General features: G+C 37.9%; 17 protein-coding genes. All 17 read right to left on the reverse strand.

The window, feature by feature from the left end:
* Positions 1–23: 23 nt before the first annotated feature.
* Positions 24–737 carry a hypothetical protein gene (locus tag V6C17_RS12065; RefSeq protein WP_333522828.1) on the reverse strand — a complete coding sequence of 238 codons (714 nt, stop codon included), beginning with the start codon at positions 735–737 and terminating at the stop codon, positions 24–26.
* A gap of 87 nt (positions 738–824) precedes the next feature.
* Positions 825–1,742, reverse strand: coding sequence for a hypothetical protein (locus V6C17_RS12070; protein ID WP_333522829.1), 918 nt, complete (start codon positions 1,740–1,742; stop codon positions 825–827).
* 75 nt (positions 1,743–1,817) lie between these two features.
* Positions 1,818–2,594 carry a hypothetical protein gene (locus V6C17_RS12075; RefSeq protein ID WP_333522830.1) on the reverse strand — a complete coding sequence of 259 codons (777 nt, stop codon included), beginning with the start codon at positions 2,592–2,594 and terminating at the stop codon, positions 1,818–1,820.
* Between the two features lie 268 nt (positions 2,595–2,862).
* Positions 2,863–3,066: a hypothetical protein gene (locus tag V6C17_RS12080; RefSeq protein WP_333522831.1), complete on the reverse strand. Its 204-nt coding sequence runs from the start codon at positions 3,064–3,066 to the stop codon at positions 2,863–2,865.
* 23 nt (positions 3,067–3,089) lie between these two features.
* Positions 3,090–3,287, reverse strand: a complete 198-nt coding sequence (locus tag V6C17_RS12085; RefSeq protein WP_333522832.1) for a hypothetical protein — start codon at positions 3,285–3,287, stop codon at positions 3,090–3,092.
* Between the two features lie 2 nt (positions 3,288–3,289).
* A complete protein-coding gene (locus tag V6C17_RS12090; RefSeq protein ID WP_333522833.1) occupies positions 3,290–3,871 on the reverse strand; it encodes a mobilome CxxCx(11)CxxC protein in 582 nt (193 codons plus the stop codon).
* Between the two features lie 300 nt (positions 3,872–4,171).
* Positions 4,172–4,492, reverse strand: coding sequence for a nucleoside triphosphate pyrophosphohydrolase (locus tag V6C17_RS12095; protein ID WP_333522834.1), 321 nt, complete (start codon positions 4,490–4,492; stop codon positions 4,172–4,174).
* Between the two features lie 4 nt (positions 4,493–4,496).
* Positions 4,497–5,138 (reverse strand): HNH endonuclease domain-containing protein, encoded by a 642-nt coding sequence (locus V6C17_RS12100; RefSeq protein ID WP_333522835.1) that lies wholly within the window; start codon positions 5,136–5,138, stop codon positions 4,497–4,499.
* An 8-nt stretch (positions 5,139–5,146) separates the two neighbouring features.
* Positions 5,147–5,458, reverse strand: a complete 312-nt coding sequence (locus tag V6C17_RS12105) for a hypothetical protein (RefSeq protein WP_333522836.1) — start codon at positions 5,456–5,458, stop codon at positions 5,147–5,149.
* 35 nt (positions 5,459–5,493) lie between these two features.
* Positions 5,494–6,684 (reverse strand): HNH endonuclease, encoded by a 1,191-nt coding sequence (locus V6C17_RS12110; protein WP_333522837.1) that lies wholly within the window; start codon positions 6,682–6,684, stop codon positions 5,494–5,496.
* Positions 6,685–6,698: 14 nt separating this feature from the next.
* The gene (locus V6C17_RS12115; protein ID WP_333522838.1) at positions 6,699–7,322 is read right to left on the reverse strand and encodes a hypothetical protein; all 624 of its coding nucleotides are present in this window, start codon (positions 7,320–7,322) and stop codon (positions 6,699–6,701) included.
* A 269-nt stretch (positions 7,323–7,591) separates the two neighbouring features.
* Positions 7,592–8,506 carry a hypothetical protein gene (locus V6C17_RS12120; RefSeq protein ID WP_333522839.1) on the reverse strand — a complete coding sequence of 305 codons (915 nt, stop codon included), beginning with the start codon at positions 8,504–8,506 and terminating at the stop codon, positions 7,592–7,594.
* A gap of 225 nt (positions 8,507–8,731) precedes the next feature.
* Entirely contained in the window at positions 8,732–10,102 is a 1,371-nt protein-coding gene (gene rlmD / locus V6C17_RS12125) for a 23S rRNA (uracil(1939)-C(5))-methyltransferase RlmD (protein ID WP_333522840.1), read from the reverse strand.
* A gap of 119 nt (positions 10,103–10,221) precedes the next feature.
* On the reverse strand, positions 10,222–12,648 hold the full coding sequence (locus V6C17_RS12130; protein WP_333522841.1) for a Lon protease family protein: 2,427 nt from the start codon (positions 12,646–12,648) through the stop codon (positions 10,222–10,224).
* Positions 12,649–12,723: 75 nt separating this feature from the next.
* Positions 12,724–12,978, reverse strand: coding sequence for a hypothetical protein (locus tag V6C17_RS12135; RefSeq protein WP_333522842.1), 255 nt, complete (start codon positions 12,976–12,978; stop codon positions 12,724–12,726).
* A gap of 19 nt (positions 12,979–12,997) precedes the next feature.
* Positions 12,998–13,678 (reverse strand): CPBP family intramembrane glutamic endopeptidase, encoded by a 681-nt coding sequence (locus V6C17_RS12140; RefSeq protein WP_333522843.1) that lies wholly within the window; start codon positions 13,676–13,678, stop codon positions 12,998–13,000.
* Between the two features lie 142 nt (positions 13,679–13,820).
* Positions 13,821–15,263, reverse strand: a complete 1,443-nt coding sequence (gatB, locus tag V6C17_RS12145) for an Asp-tRNA(Asn)/Glu-tRNA(Gln) amidotransferase subunit GatB (RefSeq protein ID WP_333522844.1) — start codon at positions 15,261–15,263, stop codon at positions 13,821–13,823.
* Positions 15,264–15,265 lie beyond the last annotated feature (2 nt).

Here is a 15,265-nt window from a genome sequence, read left to right on the forward strand (position 1 = left end):
CTACTTGTCAAGGGAGACGATAATCAGGCACTTAGTTTTCTAAGGTCTTCTATTAGAACTTTGATGTCCCCCACTATATTTTTAAAGTCCTGCATAATATCTTTTTCTAAATAACACGGAGTTTCACTATAAGGCTTACTTCGTGAAAACTTTGCCATTACCACGAACCCATTTAAAGTTTTCGATGTTTGAATGCCGTTTATCCGGTTTACTATATTGCTACTTAGATAGGGCTCATAAATACCAAGCGTTCTCGAAAGGCTGTCGCTTAACTGTTTTATTTGCTCCAATATTTCTTCTAACTTACTTTTATCTTTATCAACAACCGATTTCGTAGTTAAGTCAATTTGTGAAATGGCATTATAGTAGTCATCATTAAAACAATTATTGCTATAGTCTATCTTGAATGCAGCAAAATTTTTCCCTTCTGCTCTTGGGTCTAAAACATAAAAAGCTAAAAATAAAAATATTTCATATGCAGATATTACTCTCTTAGCAGCAATACTTTCCCTAACTTTTCGTTCCCTTTCAGCCTTAAATCTGATTACTTGGTCATACAAGAAAATCAGAATTACACTACTTACTAAGCCAGTACCTAAATTAAACAAGAGATCTTTCCACCAAGGTATCATTGAATACTTTCCGAAATCATAAATTAGAAGTTGTGCTGCTATATCAGCAGACCAATAGATTAAATATAGCCCTACACACAGAGTTAAAATCAACAATATATTCATAATTCACCCAATCAATTTATTTTGCGGTAGTCAGCTTGTTTTTGTCACCGGTTTTTTAATTTCTCATCAGTATCTCTAATCTTCTAGTTATACTCTTTGATAGTGCAGGTTAATCACTCCAACTTTTAGTGGTATAAATCTTTCAGATGTAATTATCCTATATTCCTTAAAGAACTCATACGATCCCAAAGGAGCAAGATTCTTACTTTCGAAACTTTTATCTATTTCGTCTTCATTAAAAACAAGGCGCTCAATTTCTCTTTTCACAATAGAAGAGTCTTTTAGTTTAGAAAGCATTATTATATACACTTCTTTTTCTTGACCAGTAAAATGTTTTCTAACCGCCTGGTTGAACGCATTTTCAAACGTTGCTTTTCCATCCCACCATTTGAACTCTCCGGTTATAAATTCTAAGTAATTATCCCTGTTAGTTACTTTAAAATCTACTCGCCCATCATAATTAAACGCTTCTCCTTCAGCCTGTTTGAATACCAGCTTTAGCGTGAGTAGAAATATATCTCTAATTAAAGGTTCGTCTTGATCGTGCAACGATTCGGGATGCTGCCTGCAAAAAAACTGAAAACTATGAATAGTCTCGAATACTTTGTCCGCAAAAGATCCAGAAAAGTCTGGTACTGGTGTAGAACTCAAAATAAAGTTCTGAAATGCAGTAATAGTAGCCTCCGCTCTAAACCAGTAGGAACGTGATACTGAAATCGCAATCAAATCATTTGTTACAAACGTGCAATAGGCATTCGTGGTAATTCCAAATTTGTTTTGTATAAATATTGGAACTATTTCCTCAGGCCTAATCCCTTCGGTTAATATTTCTCTCCGTTGGCTTATATCAAACACTCTTGCATGTACTTGGTTATTCTCCCCTTTGAGTAGTATGATGCTCACTGAGTCGTAACTTAGTTGGTCTTTTATTTGATTTTTAACTATATCTTCTATCTCATTTACTGTTTTGTATATAATATAGTCTTCCTGATCCCGATTTTTCAAAACATCAATCCTCCAAAGACATTTTTTAACAAAAAAATATTCAACTACAGCACTTGGGCCACTTCGCTAAAAACTTTATTTTAACAAAGGCATCTCCTGCGCATTATATAGTTTAATACCTAGCTTTTCATAATCAATTTCAATCATTGCACAAGTTTGACTAAAAGCTTCTTTTATGGAATTCGAGTCCAGGTTGTTAAAATTATATAACGGTAAGGTTTCAGCCAGCGAAATCATTTGTTTAAATTCAAACTTCGCAACATAGTCGAGCAGTTCATCATATACTTCTGTCGGTAATCGATGCTTTGAATCAATTATCATGTTCAGTATACGATAATAATCATTCTGATCACTATTTGACATACTGAGGATTCCACTAATGCATTCATCCTTTTTACGTTCAAAGAACCCTTCTAATGGAAATCCTTTTTTGATTGTTATGTTATCAACAACAGAATGAATAGCTGTATTGAATATCATCGCAACAAGTTCTGATTTTTTATAATCCATAGAAATATGTTCTTGATATATACAACAGTAATTCTCTTTAGACCAGGAATAAATATGTGCCAATTCGTGTGCTATATCGTATTCTTCAGCATCATGAAGATTAACTCCTATCTTAATAAGGTAGTCATGTTGGTATAGTTCTTTTGCCTCGGCTTCCAAAGCTTTAAATGTAACATTAGCATATACGTTGCTGTTAACTGAAAGTTCTGCGGGAATAATTACGGCGTTTTTTAATGTAGATTGCGTTTCAATCCAGAATTCTTGTAACTTTGGACTAAAGCTATCCCATATTTCTTTAATAACCGGCTGGTAAGCAACTACGTCCTGCGGTATCCTATTCATAAAACCTACTCCTCTCTTTAAAGCTAACTTCAATGAATTGCAGAGCGACCGATAGCAGCACCTATGTAAAAATAACCATAACTTACTTTAAAAGTAAACTATGGTTATTTTACTATTTGAGCTAAACCCGCCATACATTTAGCGTAGAGAAATTAGACGTAGCCACTACCAAATCGTCTCCGAATAAAAAGTCGATTAAGCTTAGTGATAGGTAACTGCATGGCGAGGGGATATTAATCCTAAACAATATCTTAGTCCAAAACTATCATTATATGGGTCGACCACAAGAAGGACAAACCCGTAGCGAAGACACAGGACCAGCATTTAGCCCTGCATTCTTTCTCATCGTTGGTCCAGCAAAAACGCCTTCAGTAAGGAGGAATTTATTTAGTAAATGCTTATCTAAATTGTCCTTTTCCGCTTGAGACATAGTTTCATACCAATTTTCAAAAGCTTCTATAGCTTTGCTCATGAAAGAAATCCCCCTAGTTAGTTTTAGTCAATACGGTATCCACAATTGGGACATTGCTTGGATTTCGGGGCCGGCCCGCCGCCTATCCCTAGCTTTCTCCTATATCGTTTCTTTGACATTTCCGTATCCATTTCAAAGCTATTAATACTATTAATCACTTCAAGTTTTTTTTCAGTACTAAGTTTTCTAAACCAAATTGAAAATAATATTATTTTATCCATATTCAACTTCCTAATTTGCATCTACATGCTTCACACCGTTTTTGAAAAAACCAGCCACGTTTTGCATTCCATAGAGCTGTGTTACATACCGGACACTTAGCGTTCCTATCTAGTTGCTTTAAATTAGCAACATACACTTTCTGTATTTTTCCTTTACTTATCGAAGCGAGAAGTATACTATCCTGGTTATTAACACTATCAACTCTTTGAGAAAACAAATTCATTTCATCAGTTGTTATACCTTTGGAAAGAAAATAGTCTACATCTTGAACTACCCGCGTATTATTTTCTAGTCCGAGATGATAATCAATGCTTTTTTGATCATTATTATTAATTAACGACCAAACTGAATAGCATGCCGTAAAAATCGAAAGAAATAATGAAATTAATCCTATACTATTTTCATATGGCTGACCTTTGGCCCAATATAAAGCAAAAAAGAACATTATCGGAATAATTAGAGTAATTACATAATAAACTTTTTGGTAAAAATTCCATTCCTTAATTTTTGCAAGATATAAAGTCTTGGCATTCATTGCGTCAAGCTTAAATTGATTCAATTTATCTATTGTTTCAGGTGACATGATTACTCCAATTTTGTGAATTATATATAATTTTCCATTTTTTATATTTTACCACGTTAAAATATAAAAAAACAAGCAACTTCGATACTCCTGATTTAAGTATTGGAAAAAATCAAAACTAAAGTCCTATAATATGCCATTCTGTAAACAACAAAAGCCAGAGTTGGCGCACCTTTGCCGCCTCCTGGCTCTCTTTCTGGCCTTTATGCAATTTATGCAATAGAAAAGTTGTATAAACATCTCAAAACATACTCATCTAGGTTATAAATATACAATGCAGTCTGTCTTGATATTAGCTTTTCAACCACTAACCTTCTCAAGGATGATCCTTTTTTCAAAGCCCCCGCGCTCAGCTAATTTCTTCTGGCGAATTTCCTCCACCCGTGTGGGGTCGAGATTAAATGTATGAAACAAGGAAAAAATGACTTCTAGCATATCCGCCGCCTCTTCTTCATTCGGCGTTTGGCTAAACTCCAGTAGCTCTTCCCTAAGCTTCTCGATTAAGAATTGCTGATATTCTTTTTCTTTAGCGATATGATAGCTGTACTGCTTGCCATGACTTTCAATGATATCGAGAATTTTATCTCTAACCAGTTTATTATGGATTACTTCTCCTGCCACAGTATCATCCTTTCACAGCCATCCAGAATTTCCGTACGTAATCTTTCTCAATGGCTAATTTCAGTTCGTCATAGTGCTTTTCCTTCTTGAATTCACTTTCCTCTAGTTTTTGCTGGAGGAGTTTGTTTCTTTCTTCTAATCGAATAATGATATCTTCTAATGGGCTAGTGTTTGACTTACTCGAATTCTCCGACTTATGGCTGTACACCAGGTTCCACAAATCGTCAGAGAACATATATGACCAGGGTATCACATGATCAACGGACAAGTCGCCTTCCGCAATTGGCTGATGGCAATAAAAGCAGGTCCGCTCACCATTGTCAAAGGCTAAGTCCAAATACGGATGGAATGACGATAAGTTTTGGCGCCGGATTTTGCCTTCCGCTACGGCCCGTACCTTCATGGCGATTTTAGGACTATAGTTAAAGCTCTCTAACATCTGTGTCCAGCGATAGTTAATTACCTGTAAAAGTAGTTCTGAGTGCTCTGTCAATGACCTTATTTGTTCTGAATTTAGCGTAACCATTCCCGATTTCCGGTCAAGCTGATATATCTCATACGTAGTACCACCCACAGTCATGAACCGGTAGCATACATCCTTCTTCAGTGTCTTAGCAATGCTTACAATAGTTTCCTGATAAGCCAATGATAAACTCAACCGTTCAAATTGAACTTTTTCAATGCGCTCTGGAAGATAATTATCTTTCGCTCTATAATACCGGTCAATACTTCTGGCAGCTTCTTTAAATTAGAACCTTGCACAAGGTCAAAGTATATTGTTTGATTCCAGTAATAGCTCAGATACTTTTCGGCAATTTGCTCAAACGTAAAAGCAACATGTTGTTGGCCTCTGCCCTGAGCCGCAACAGATAATTCTACTAATGCTTTAGCCCATGCCATTTTGTATGTGTTATCATAACCGCAATTCATGATGATATGATTCCAAGTTTTGATATATTCGTCCATCTAGGACCTCCGCGTAACTTAGGATACGTTTTACATTAACTGCGGCTCGGCAACATGGCCTTTAACTCTTCAATGCTATAGGCCTCATTGTTGCCTTTCGAATGTAATGCTAAGTGACAATTCGGGCATACCGGTATTAGATCGTTTAAAGGGTCTATCTGATATTCGCCTTTTACTTCTGCTAAAGACTTAATATGATGCACATGTATTTTTCCCTTGAATTCTTCGCCATAGAAATCACCAAAATTAAATCCACAGATTAAACATGTATCCCCTTTATGTTTAATACATTCTTGCCGAGCTTTATAACTTCTTTCATACGCATTAACGGTGATTTGTTTTTTGGCGCCTTCTATATATTGGTTTACTTTATCAGAAGGTAATTCTTCCGCCATTAATGGATGTTGCTTGCGCGCAATAAGCCTTTGAACTTTTTCTAAGAGTTCATATCGCATGATCTGCTTAACTTGCTTAAAGGGCTGAATGGAATTGTCAATAACATAGAGCTCTTCATATGTAATAGGTTCAAAAATAGTGACACTGTTAGTATCAAAAATATATGCGCCATGATAATGCTCGTCAACAGGGGGGGCATATTTCACAATATCTATAATGCGTGCTGCTGCTATGATCGCATTATTAAATTGAAATAGCACGAGTGATCCTTTAGCACAATTCATACCCGATTTACGGTAATAGTAGTAACCATTTTTCTCGACTAGATCTTTTAAGAAATACTTTTTCTGTATCTCCTCGAATGACCACCCAGGAAATTCTTCATCCTTACTCATAGGAAGTATTCGTATCTGTATTTCAAACTCTTCCACAATCTCGTTATTGGAGCGCGGCAAGTCTAAATTAAGCCCCAAGTGGTCAGCAAGCTTATACCATTCTTTACACTCTCGGATTTTTTTTAGTTCTAATTTGAAAAGCTCTTTTTCCGAAAGCCCTTGAGTATCAATGCCGTACATCTCGTAGAGTGGATAAAAGCCAGCACCTGCGGTATTCGTGTCTTTATTAACAACTTTTGCAGATAGAAGTGGTAAGCCAAGTTCATGGCATAATGTTGATACCTCTCCAATTTGTTTGCCGACATTCCTATGAAAAATCGGAGGATTAATCCTTTCTGCTAACTCATGATAATATATAATGTTTTCTTTCTTTATTACTGAGATTAGTAATTGCTCCGCCAGCTTTATTTGAACATCAGTCAACTTAGTATACATAGCTTACTCTCCCATCACCAACGCCAAATTTCTTTTAGGGCCTTGTCACTGGAACTTTTTTCGTGTTCGCGTTCACCAAATAGTTCGTCATTTCTAGCTACAGTTGGGTCAAACCAGTCAGCTTTTTTCGTTGCCCAATCAACCCACGCGGCCGTTTCCTCATCCAGTCCATCGTGTCCACAGGAAGCCGAAACAGCCTTGACATAAGCGCGGATTCTACACGCAGTCTCATAGTCGAGTGCGGCATTTTCCAGTGCTATTGTTCGCTCAACTTCCTTATTATATCTTTTTCGCCGTTCTTCCTTCCGGCGTTCAGCTTCCGCCTTTTTACGAGCTTCCTCTTCTCTCGCTTCACGATCAAGACGAAGCACTTCAGATTCCTCATAAAGCTCTATTAACATTTCGCCAAGCCGAGATTCAACATTAATTTTATCTGTGTCTCTGAAATATCGTCCCTGCCGAATGCTTATTCTAAGCCTTCCGTTGAACACATAGTCATACTTACGAATCTGAGGCTCTGATGCCCACGAGCTGCGCCGCTTCTCATCTCTATACTTAATAAGGGCTTGCGCTTCCTGTTTTGTAATTTCATGCTCGACCTTATCCTGGCCCTTAGCAATTTCAACACGTATTTTCATTATGACACGAAGTGAAAGGTCTTCATAATCTTTTTTCCTTTGTGCACCTTCTTCTTTTTGTCTTTATAATTCCATTCTTTTACGACACTTCTGTAGGCAGCCATTTTTTTATACATTTGAGTATTTCCAGTAGGAATCTTGATTTCCTGGAAAACTCGGGTACAGATTAACTGTTTCAAAACAAAGTAACTATCCCGAGTTTTTTTTTGACTTTAGCTAGTTGGAATCTTTGACACTATAACTTTATTGTCCAAGATTGAGTGAATCCTTTATAAACTCCGAGTTAGTATTTCATCAAGATATCTTGTTAAACTGTCTTGAAGCCTAGATTTGCCAGGAATTGTGTTTTCGTAAAATAAAACTCTGAATGCTGATACATCAAACGGAAGCTGAGTACCTTTTTCAGCTAGCAAAACACAAGGTTTATTAAGGGCGTGTGCATATCCCACTTCATAATAAACATTAGAATTTGGTTTTGATATATCCGCAATAATTATCTTTGCTTCTTTTATTTGCTGCACTATATCTCCTAGAATTAATCCAGGTAAATATGTGTCGTCTGCCCTACATGCAGTTAATCTATTCTGACTACAAACTTCTTTTATTACATCCTCATATATTTCGTTATAAGGGCTAGAGAATTGCATAACTACAAATGCTCTCGCACGTTCTTGTGTTATAGCAAAATTACGTATGAACACATCATATGCCGATGTACAATATATACCCACCTGGCTTCTTGGCCTAATTTGCGGAACAATAGCTGAGAGTACAAGTACATCATTGACTTTAAGGTGCACAAGCGATCCTTTCACTTCTACCTTAAGATTATATTTCACTCCAGGTGTCAAGTTCTGAGAATCACCTGACACAGCTAATGAATTCCATCGCTGATTGCTGAACATTCCAATATAGTACATTCCCGAGGGACTACCATCACTAGAAGAGGTCAAACCCGCCGTAACAAATTCATGACTACTATGCGAAACAATTATTTGACAAGCTGTCCCATGACCGATATTCTCGAAATCTAATTCGGCTTCTATTATTCCACCGTCAAAGTTCGAGTTACAAACGGCAACTCCTACTCCTGGAAAATCACTATTCGATTTGTAGCCCTTAAAAGTTGTCAAATTATGTTCATATAGAAATTTCCCGATCAATGATGCCCACTTTGTAGTCATACTTTAACTACCTCCAAAATTTTCTACTCTTCAATCTATTCCTACTAAACGACAAAAAATCCTGTATGCATTAAAATGTATACAGGATCTCTCTATATTGATCAGTATTGAATAAACTCCCCCATTTTCGTTATTACCGATGATACGTTTTCCACAGCTCAGACGTTAAGTACTAGACGCCTTACTTGCACTCCTGGTAGACAAATAAGAGGTGTCATTTTCATCTTATTCCCGCTCTATCAACGCTACGCACTCCACGTGAAATGTCTGCGGGAACATATCTACCGGTTGAACTTCAACAGTCTTATATCCGTGCTCATTGAGTACTGCTAAGTCCCTAGCTAACGATGCGGGATTGCAGGATACATATACTATTCGCTCAGGCTGCATATTGACAAAGGTTTCAAGAACAATACGTTCACAGCCAGCTCTTGGTGGATCGACAACAATTGTATCAGGACGAATTCCTTCTTTAAAGAGCTTGGGCATTACATCTATGGCATCTCCAACAATAAATTCGGTATTTGTAATGCCATTGCGTTCGGCATTTGCATTGGCGTCTTTTATTGCTGGTTCGACTATTTCAATTCCAATTACCTTTTTCGCTTTGCGGGCTAAAAACAGCGTTATTGTTCCAGTACCGCAATATGCGTCGATGACTGTTTCATGGCCATTTAGACCGGCGTACTCTACGGCCTTATTATATAATACCTCTGCCTGTACTGTATTAACCTGAAAAAATGATCTGGCAGATATATTAAAAGAAAACTCCCCTAGTTTATCAGTTATCGTATCTTTACCCCATAACGTTGTTGTCTTATTGCCTAATATAACATTAGTTTTTCTAGAATTAACATTTTGAATTATGCTCACAATACCTGGTATTTTGTTCTTTAGTTGGTCAATTATTTGAGCTTTACGAGGCAGACCATCCGTCGCTGTCACTAATACTACCATCACCTCGCCGCTTGCATTACCAACTCTTCCTAAGACATGACGAACAACACCTTCACCAGTTCTCTCGTTGTAAGCGCTAATGCCAAGTTCAGATAAAACTATTCTAGCTTGCTGGGCAATAGTATTATTAGCTTCATGCTGTATCAAGCAATTTTCAGTATTTACAATGCTATGAGTGCCTTGTTCAAAACAACCTATGACTAAATTATTATTAACTGTACCTACCGGAAATTGCATCTTGTTTCGATAGTACCAAGGACTATCCGCACCAATAGTAGGATGAACTGTTACGTCTGAAAGTTTACCGATACGGGTTACTGCGTCCACAACCTGCTGCCGTTTAGCTTTAAGCTGTGCTGAATAACTCATATGCTGCATCTGACAGCCGCCGCATCTTTGGTACAAGGAACACTCTGGCTCATTGCGTTCTTCTGACGGATTAATTACGGAAATCAGTTTCCCTTTTGCATAATTTTTCTTAACCTCAATAATCTTCGCTTGAACCTGCTCACCCGGCAACGCATATGGCACAAAAACAGTAAAGTCCTTATATCGTCCGACACCTTCACCGCTGTGCCCTAAACTTAAAATGTCAATTGGATATTCTTTGCCCTTTATTACTGGTATTTCATTAATCACAACAACTGCCTACTTTCTTATACGGTTTGACAGAAAAGCTGATAACGAAATTTTTGCCGCTCATGACTCCAATCAGTCCCAAAGGGGTTGGAGCCAGAGCGGCCTTTTTCTAAAGATTATTAAACTTTAACTTTAGTTTCGCCTTCTGCACTTTTACCTAGTTTAATTAGCGTATCAGTATATTCGTTAAGCTTTTTATTAACTAAATGGTGAACACTGCCTTCTGGATAATTGCCATCACTGTTCACTACCCCGGCTTCTACACCGGTCAGTATCTCAATGCCTTCATCAATAGTCTTAACAGGATAGATATGGAATTTACCTTCTCGAACGGCTTCAACTACTTCATCATCAAGAGTTAACTCATCAACATTTTGATGAGGAATCATTACGCCTTGTTCACCGTTTAAGCCTTTGGCCTTACATACTGAAAAGAAGCCTTCGATTTTTTGTGTTGCTCCGCCTATCGGCTGAATTTCGCCTTTTTGATTTACCGAGCCTGTAACAGCAATATATTGCTTTAACGGCAGACCAGACAAACTTGATAATATTGCATAAAGTTCGGTGCTAGATGCGCTGTCTCCATCGACACCTTCATAGGTCTGTTCAAAAGTTAAGCTGGCAGTTAGGGTGAGTGGACGCTCCTGCGCATATTTTTCTCCTAAGTAACCGCTTAGAATTAGAACGCCTTTAGTATGGCTTGTCCCGCTCATTTTCGTTTCACGCTCTATATTTACAACACCGCTTTTGCCAAGGTATGTGTTTGCTGTAATGCGAGATGGCTTACCAAAGGAATATTCGCCAACCGCCATAACTGCAAGTCCATTCACTTGGCCGACCTTTTTATCTTCGGTATCTATTAGGAATTTACCTTCTACATACATCTCTTGCAGGCGTTCTTCATACTTATTGGAGCGGTTTCTCTTTTCTGTAATAGCCTTATTAATATGACTGACATTAATTATCGAGCTGCTTTCGGTGGTTGCCCAGGCGTCAGCTTCACATAATAGTTCAACAATCTCATTAAAGCGAGTTGTAAGTTTTTTCTGACTGCTTGCTAACCGGCAAGAATATTCAACAACACGGGCGACGGCTTTCTTATCAAAGTGCTTTAGATGCTCTCGTTCAACTGTTGAGCTGATAAAAGCTGCCAGCTTTTTGATATTTTCAGGATTATTTTCCATTTGAACATCAAAATCAGCATGTATTTTAAATAACTTACGGAAGTCCTCATCATGGTTAAACATTAGATAGTATATATATGGATTGCCGATTAGAATTACCTTAACATTAAGCGGAATGGTTTCAGGCTTAAGTGAGGCCATAGCAAGCATACCATATTGCTCACCAAGGTTCTCTATAAATAGTTTCCTAGTTTTAAGCACTCGTTTCAGTGCTTCCCAAGCCCCCATATTTGCTAACACATCGCGGGCATTAAGAATAAGATAACCGCCATTAGCCTTGTGGAGTGCGCCTGGCTTAATCATACTATAGTCGGTTGAAACTACGCCCATACGATTTTCATATTCTACCCGGCCCAGAAGATTATAATAGGTCGGATTAATTTCAACGATAACTGGCGCACCTTCGCAATCGCGATTATCTACAAGTAAATTGACTGTATACTTAGTCTTTATAGTATCCTGCACATTTCTTTTAAAGAGCATCAACGGATTTGTTTCTTCATCTAGCTGCGCAGGTTTAAAATCATTAATATTTTTAACTACGTCCTGCTTAACTGCTTCGAGATATGTTACAACTTCTTCGTACCCGCCGTATTTTTCCTTCAATTCATCTATAAAGTGGCCGGCAGCGAATAAGCCTATCTTTCGATCAAGATCTTTTACTTGATCACGCACTTCACGTTCTAAATGCTGCATTCGGCGAACTATTTCAGTGGCTTTTTCGTGAACAGCTCGTAGTTTTTGCTCGATGCTCTCGCGCTGTTCCTTGTCCATTTTCTGATATTCTTCAGGTGTTAAGGGCTTACCTTCATTGATCGGAACACCTGCAAAACCAGTTGTGGACCACTGTGGCATAATACCTTGCTCTTCGGCGTAATGATTAAACTCTTCCAAGATAAAAGCACGTTTATCTTGAAAGCCTTTTACAAGTTTAGTCTTAGCCTGTTCATAATCATCACTGCTGAAAACTTTAGGTATATCAGTCTTAAGTGTTTCAACTAAATCTTGCATATCTTGGCGAAAAACACTGCCAACGCCTGCTGGCAAGGATACAGCTATTGGCTGACCAGGGTTTTCGAAATTATTAACATAACACCAATCATCTGGTACACTTTCTTTCTTGGCTACTTTACTTACCGAGGACTTTGCATAGGTAATTTTACCTGTTCCAACTAAGCCCGATATGAATATATTATAGCCTTGATTTTTAGTAAATAAGCCAAACTCAACCGCCTTAACCGCACGTTCTTGACCTATCATATCTTCAAGCGGCGGAACATTTGCAGTGGTTTCAAAACCAAGCAAACTCTCATCACAGTTAAAGCGCAGCTTATCTACTGGGAGTTCCTTCAAATTGGTCATGAAATCAGTCCCCTTTTCGTTTTGTAACTATGGTTAAATTTGCCATATATTTCGACTAAATCTAACAGAACTCCTCTATTCTTCACTATTATTCCAGTCAATATCCTGACTTCCACAATGTATACATGTATCAAAAAACTGCTTAGGATCATCTACTGCCTTAGTTATTGAGGCTTTACTGGCTCCTAGACTGCTAACACTAACAACATCATTTTGATTATTAAACTGGGCAATCATTCCTGACACTGGGCCATTAGCGGTAGGCGCAGAAGGAGGAACTTCACTTGAGCCAAAGCTGTATGTATTTCCACAAACTTTACATTTAGGCATAGTACATCTCCTTTATATTCTAAATTAGAGGAATACCAAAATAGATCATGAGCACTTTGGATGTATTTATCAAAGAATGTGCAACAATCGAGCTTAACAATGAGCCTGTCCAGTAAAATAACAGTGTTAGGCCTACGCCAACAACAATTATTTCAGCCAGCCAATAAGCATTAAAGTGCATTAATGCAAAAATAGCTGAACTTAATAATGCCCCTCCCCATAGTCCCCACCGCTGCTTTAAGGGTAAGAAGGTAAAAAAACGATATAATACCTCTTCAGCAACAGGTGCTGCAAACCCAGCTAAAAATAACGGGATTACTAATTGTTGAAGGGACGCCGCACTTTGCACTTGCGCTACCAATGGATGCTGATTTGGTGTTACAAATAATAATGTCGTGTAAATTCGTTCACTATATAGACTTATCCCAAGTAGCAGCACTCCTGCACCAATACCCATAGCTACATTACGGCCCAAATTCTTAAAGGTTATACCAAGCTCACCTAAATCACGCTGATACTTACGTACTGTCATCCACACAAGGGCTATTACTATTAACCTGTCAGTAATCTCAACCACAAATGAAGTGGCATTAAATAGTACTGGGTAAATCAATCTCACTAAAAGTAAACCAACAACCAGTCTCAAAACATGTACTGATAAAACTTCTTTTAGGTTCCAGGGAACTTTTCCTGATAGCATAATTAGACACCTTCTTTTTAGGCGTATCAATAGAATTATGTGCTTCATTATGCCATTTCATACAAAAAACAGGGTGCGAAAACTTCGCACCCTGCCGGTAATAAAAGGAATCTTATTTTTATTTTAGAGAAACTCTTGCTAGCTAAGCCTTTGCTAATCTTTCTTTTAAAAGGTTGTTAACCATTTCAGGATTTGCTCTTCCTTTTGTTTGTTTCATGATTTGTCCAACTAAGAAGCCAATTGCTTTTTCTTTACCAGCTTTAAAATCCTCAACTGATTGTGGATTCGCTGCAATTACTGAATCAACAATTGCTTCGATTTCACTAGTATCGGTAATTTGAACAAGCCCTTTTTCCTTGACAATATCAGCTGCATTCTTACCGCTTGACCACATATCTTCAAATACTGTCTTAGCTATCTTGTTAGAAATAGTACCCTTACCAATTAGATCTATCAAGCCGGCCAATTTTTCTGGAGTAACAGGACAATCAACAATACTAAGATTCTCAGAGTTTAGAAACTTTGATACTTCGCCCATAAGCCAGTTAGCTGCAACCTTAGGATCAGCCTTGAAACTTACTATTTCATCATAATACTCAGCAACCAAGCGGCTGGCTGTTATTACTCCTGCATCATAATCAGAAAGACCAAATTCATCCATCAAGCGTTTTTTGCGGGCATCAGGAAGCTCTGGCAGATTAGCACGGATTTCTTCGACGCGCGCAGGGTCAACAATTATTGGAACTAGATCAGGCTCAGGAAAATAGCGATAATCATGAGCTTGTTCTTTACTGCGCAAAGAGACGGTAATTCCTTTGTTATCATCCCATGAACGGGTTTCCTGAATAATGCGACCGCCGTCTTCTAAAACTTCGGCTTGACGTTCAACTTCATATTCTAAGCCTTTTTGGACCATTTTAAAGGAATTCAAGTTTTTAATTTCAGTCTTAGTACCAAGCTTAGTTTCGCCTTTTGGTCTAAGTGAAATATTGGCATCACAACGTAGACTTCCTTCTTCCATTTTGCAATCCGAAACATCAATATATTCAAGGATTGATCTTATTTTCTCAACATATGCCTTTGCTTCCTCAGGTGAACGAAGATCAGGTTCAGAGACAATTTCAATAAGCGGTACACCAGTACGATTATAATCTACTAAGGCATAATCCGAGTTTGAGATTGTTCCTGAGTGAACTAGTTTACCCGCATCCTCTTCCATATGTACTCGGGTTACGCCAATTCGCTTGGTGTGTCCGTTAACATCAATATCCAGATAGCCATTAACTGCTATCGGTAAATCATACTGGGAAGTTTGGAAGTTTTTCGGCAAGTCAGGATAGTAATAATTCTTACGATCAAACTTGCTGAAGGGGAGAATTTCACAATTAAGAGCTAGACCAGCCTTAATTGCAAATTCAACAACCCGCTCGTTAATTACTGGAAGAACTCCAGGTAAGCCGAGACAAACTGGGCAAACGTTAGTATTTTGCTCTGAGCCAAATTTTGTACTGCAACCGCAGAAAATCTTGGAATTGGTTTTTAGCTCACTATGTACCTCTATACCAATAACTATTTCGTAATCCATCT

Source organism: Dendrosporobacter sp. 1207_IL3150, assembly GCF_036763085.1.
Classification (GTDB): Bacteria; Bacillota; Negativicutes; order DSM-1736; family Dendrosporobacteraceae; genus JBAIYU01.

What these genes read in the sequence shown, in the direction of transcription:
- V6C17_RS12065 (WP_333522828.1), bottom strand. Translation starts at nt 737, where the DNA reads ATGAATATATTGTTGATTTTAACTCTGTGTGTAGGGCTATATTTAATC.
- V6C17_RS12075 (WP_333522830.1), bottom strand. Translation starts at nt 2,594, where the DNA reads ATGAATAGGATACCGCAGGACGTAGTTGCTTACCAGCCGGTTATTAAA.
- V6C17_RS12080 (WP_333522831.1), bottom strand. Translation starts at nt 3,066, where the DNA reads ATGAGCAAAGCTATAGAAGCTTTTGAAAATTGGTATGAAACTATGTCT.
- V6C17_RS12085 (WP_333522832.1), bottom strand. Translation starts at nt 3,287, where the DNA reads ATGGATAAAATAATATTATTTTCAATTTGGTTTAGAAAACTTAGTACT.
- V6C17_RS12090 (WP_333522833.1), bottom strand. Translation starts at nt 3,871, where the DNA reads ATGTCACCTGAAACAATAGATAAATTGAATCAATTTAAGCTTGACGCA.
- V6C17_RS12105 (WP_333522836.1), bottom strand. Translation starts at nt 5,458, where the DNA reads ATGGACGAATATATCAAAACTTGGAATCATATCATCATGAATTGCGGT.
- V6C17_RS12110 (WP_333522837.1), bottom strand. Translation starts at nt 6,684, where the DNA reads ATGTATACTAAGTTGACTGATGTTCAAATAAAGCTGGCGGAGCAATTA.
- V6C17_RS12115 (WP_333522838.1), bottom strand. Translation starts at nt 7,322, where the DNA reads ATGAAAATACGTGTTGAAATTGCTAAGGGCCAGGATAAGGTCGAGCAT.
- V6C17_RS12120 (WP_333522839.1), bottom strand. Translation starts at nt 8,506, where the DNA reads ATGACTACAAAGTGGGCATCATTGATCGGGAAATTTCTATATGAACAT.
- V6C17_RS12130 (WP_333522841.1), bottom strand. Translation starts at nt 12,648, where the DNA reads ATGACCAATTTGAAGGAACTCCCAGTAGATAAGCTGCGCTTTAACTGT.
- V6C17_RS12135 (WP_333522842.1), bottom strand. Translation starts at nt 12,978, where the DNA reads ATGCCTAAATGTAAAGTTTGTGGAAATACATACAGCTTTGGCTCAAGT.
- V6C17_RS12140 (WP_333522843.1), bottom strand. Translation starts at nt 13,678, where the DNA reads ATGCTATCAGGAAAAGTTCCCTGGAACCTAAAAGAAGTTTTATCAGTA.
- gatB (WP_333522844.1), bottom strand. Translation starts at nt 15,263, where the DNA reads ATGGATTACGAAATAGTTATTGGTATAGAGGTACATAGTGAGCTAAAA.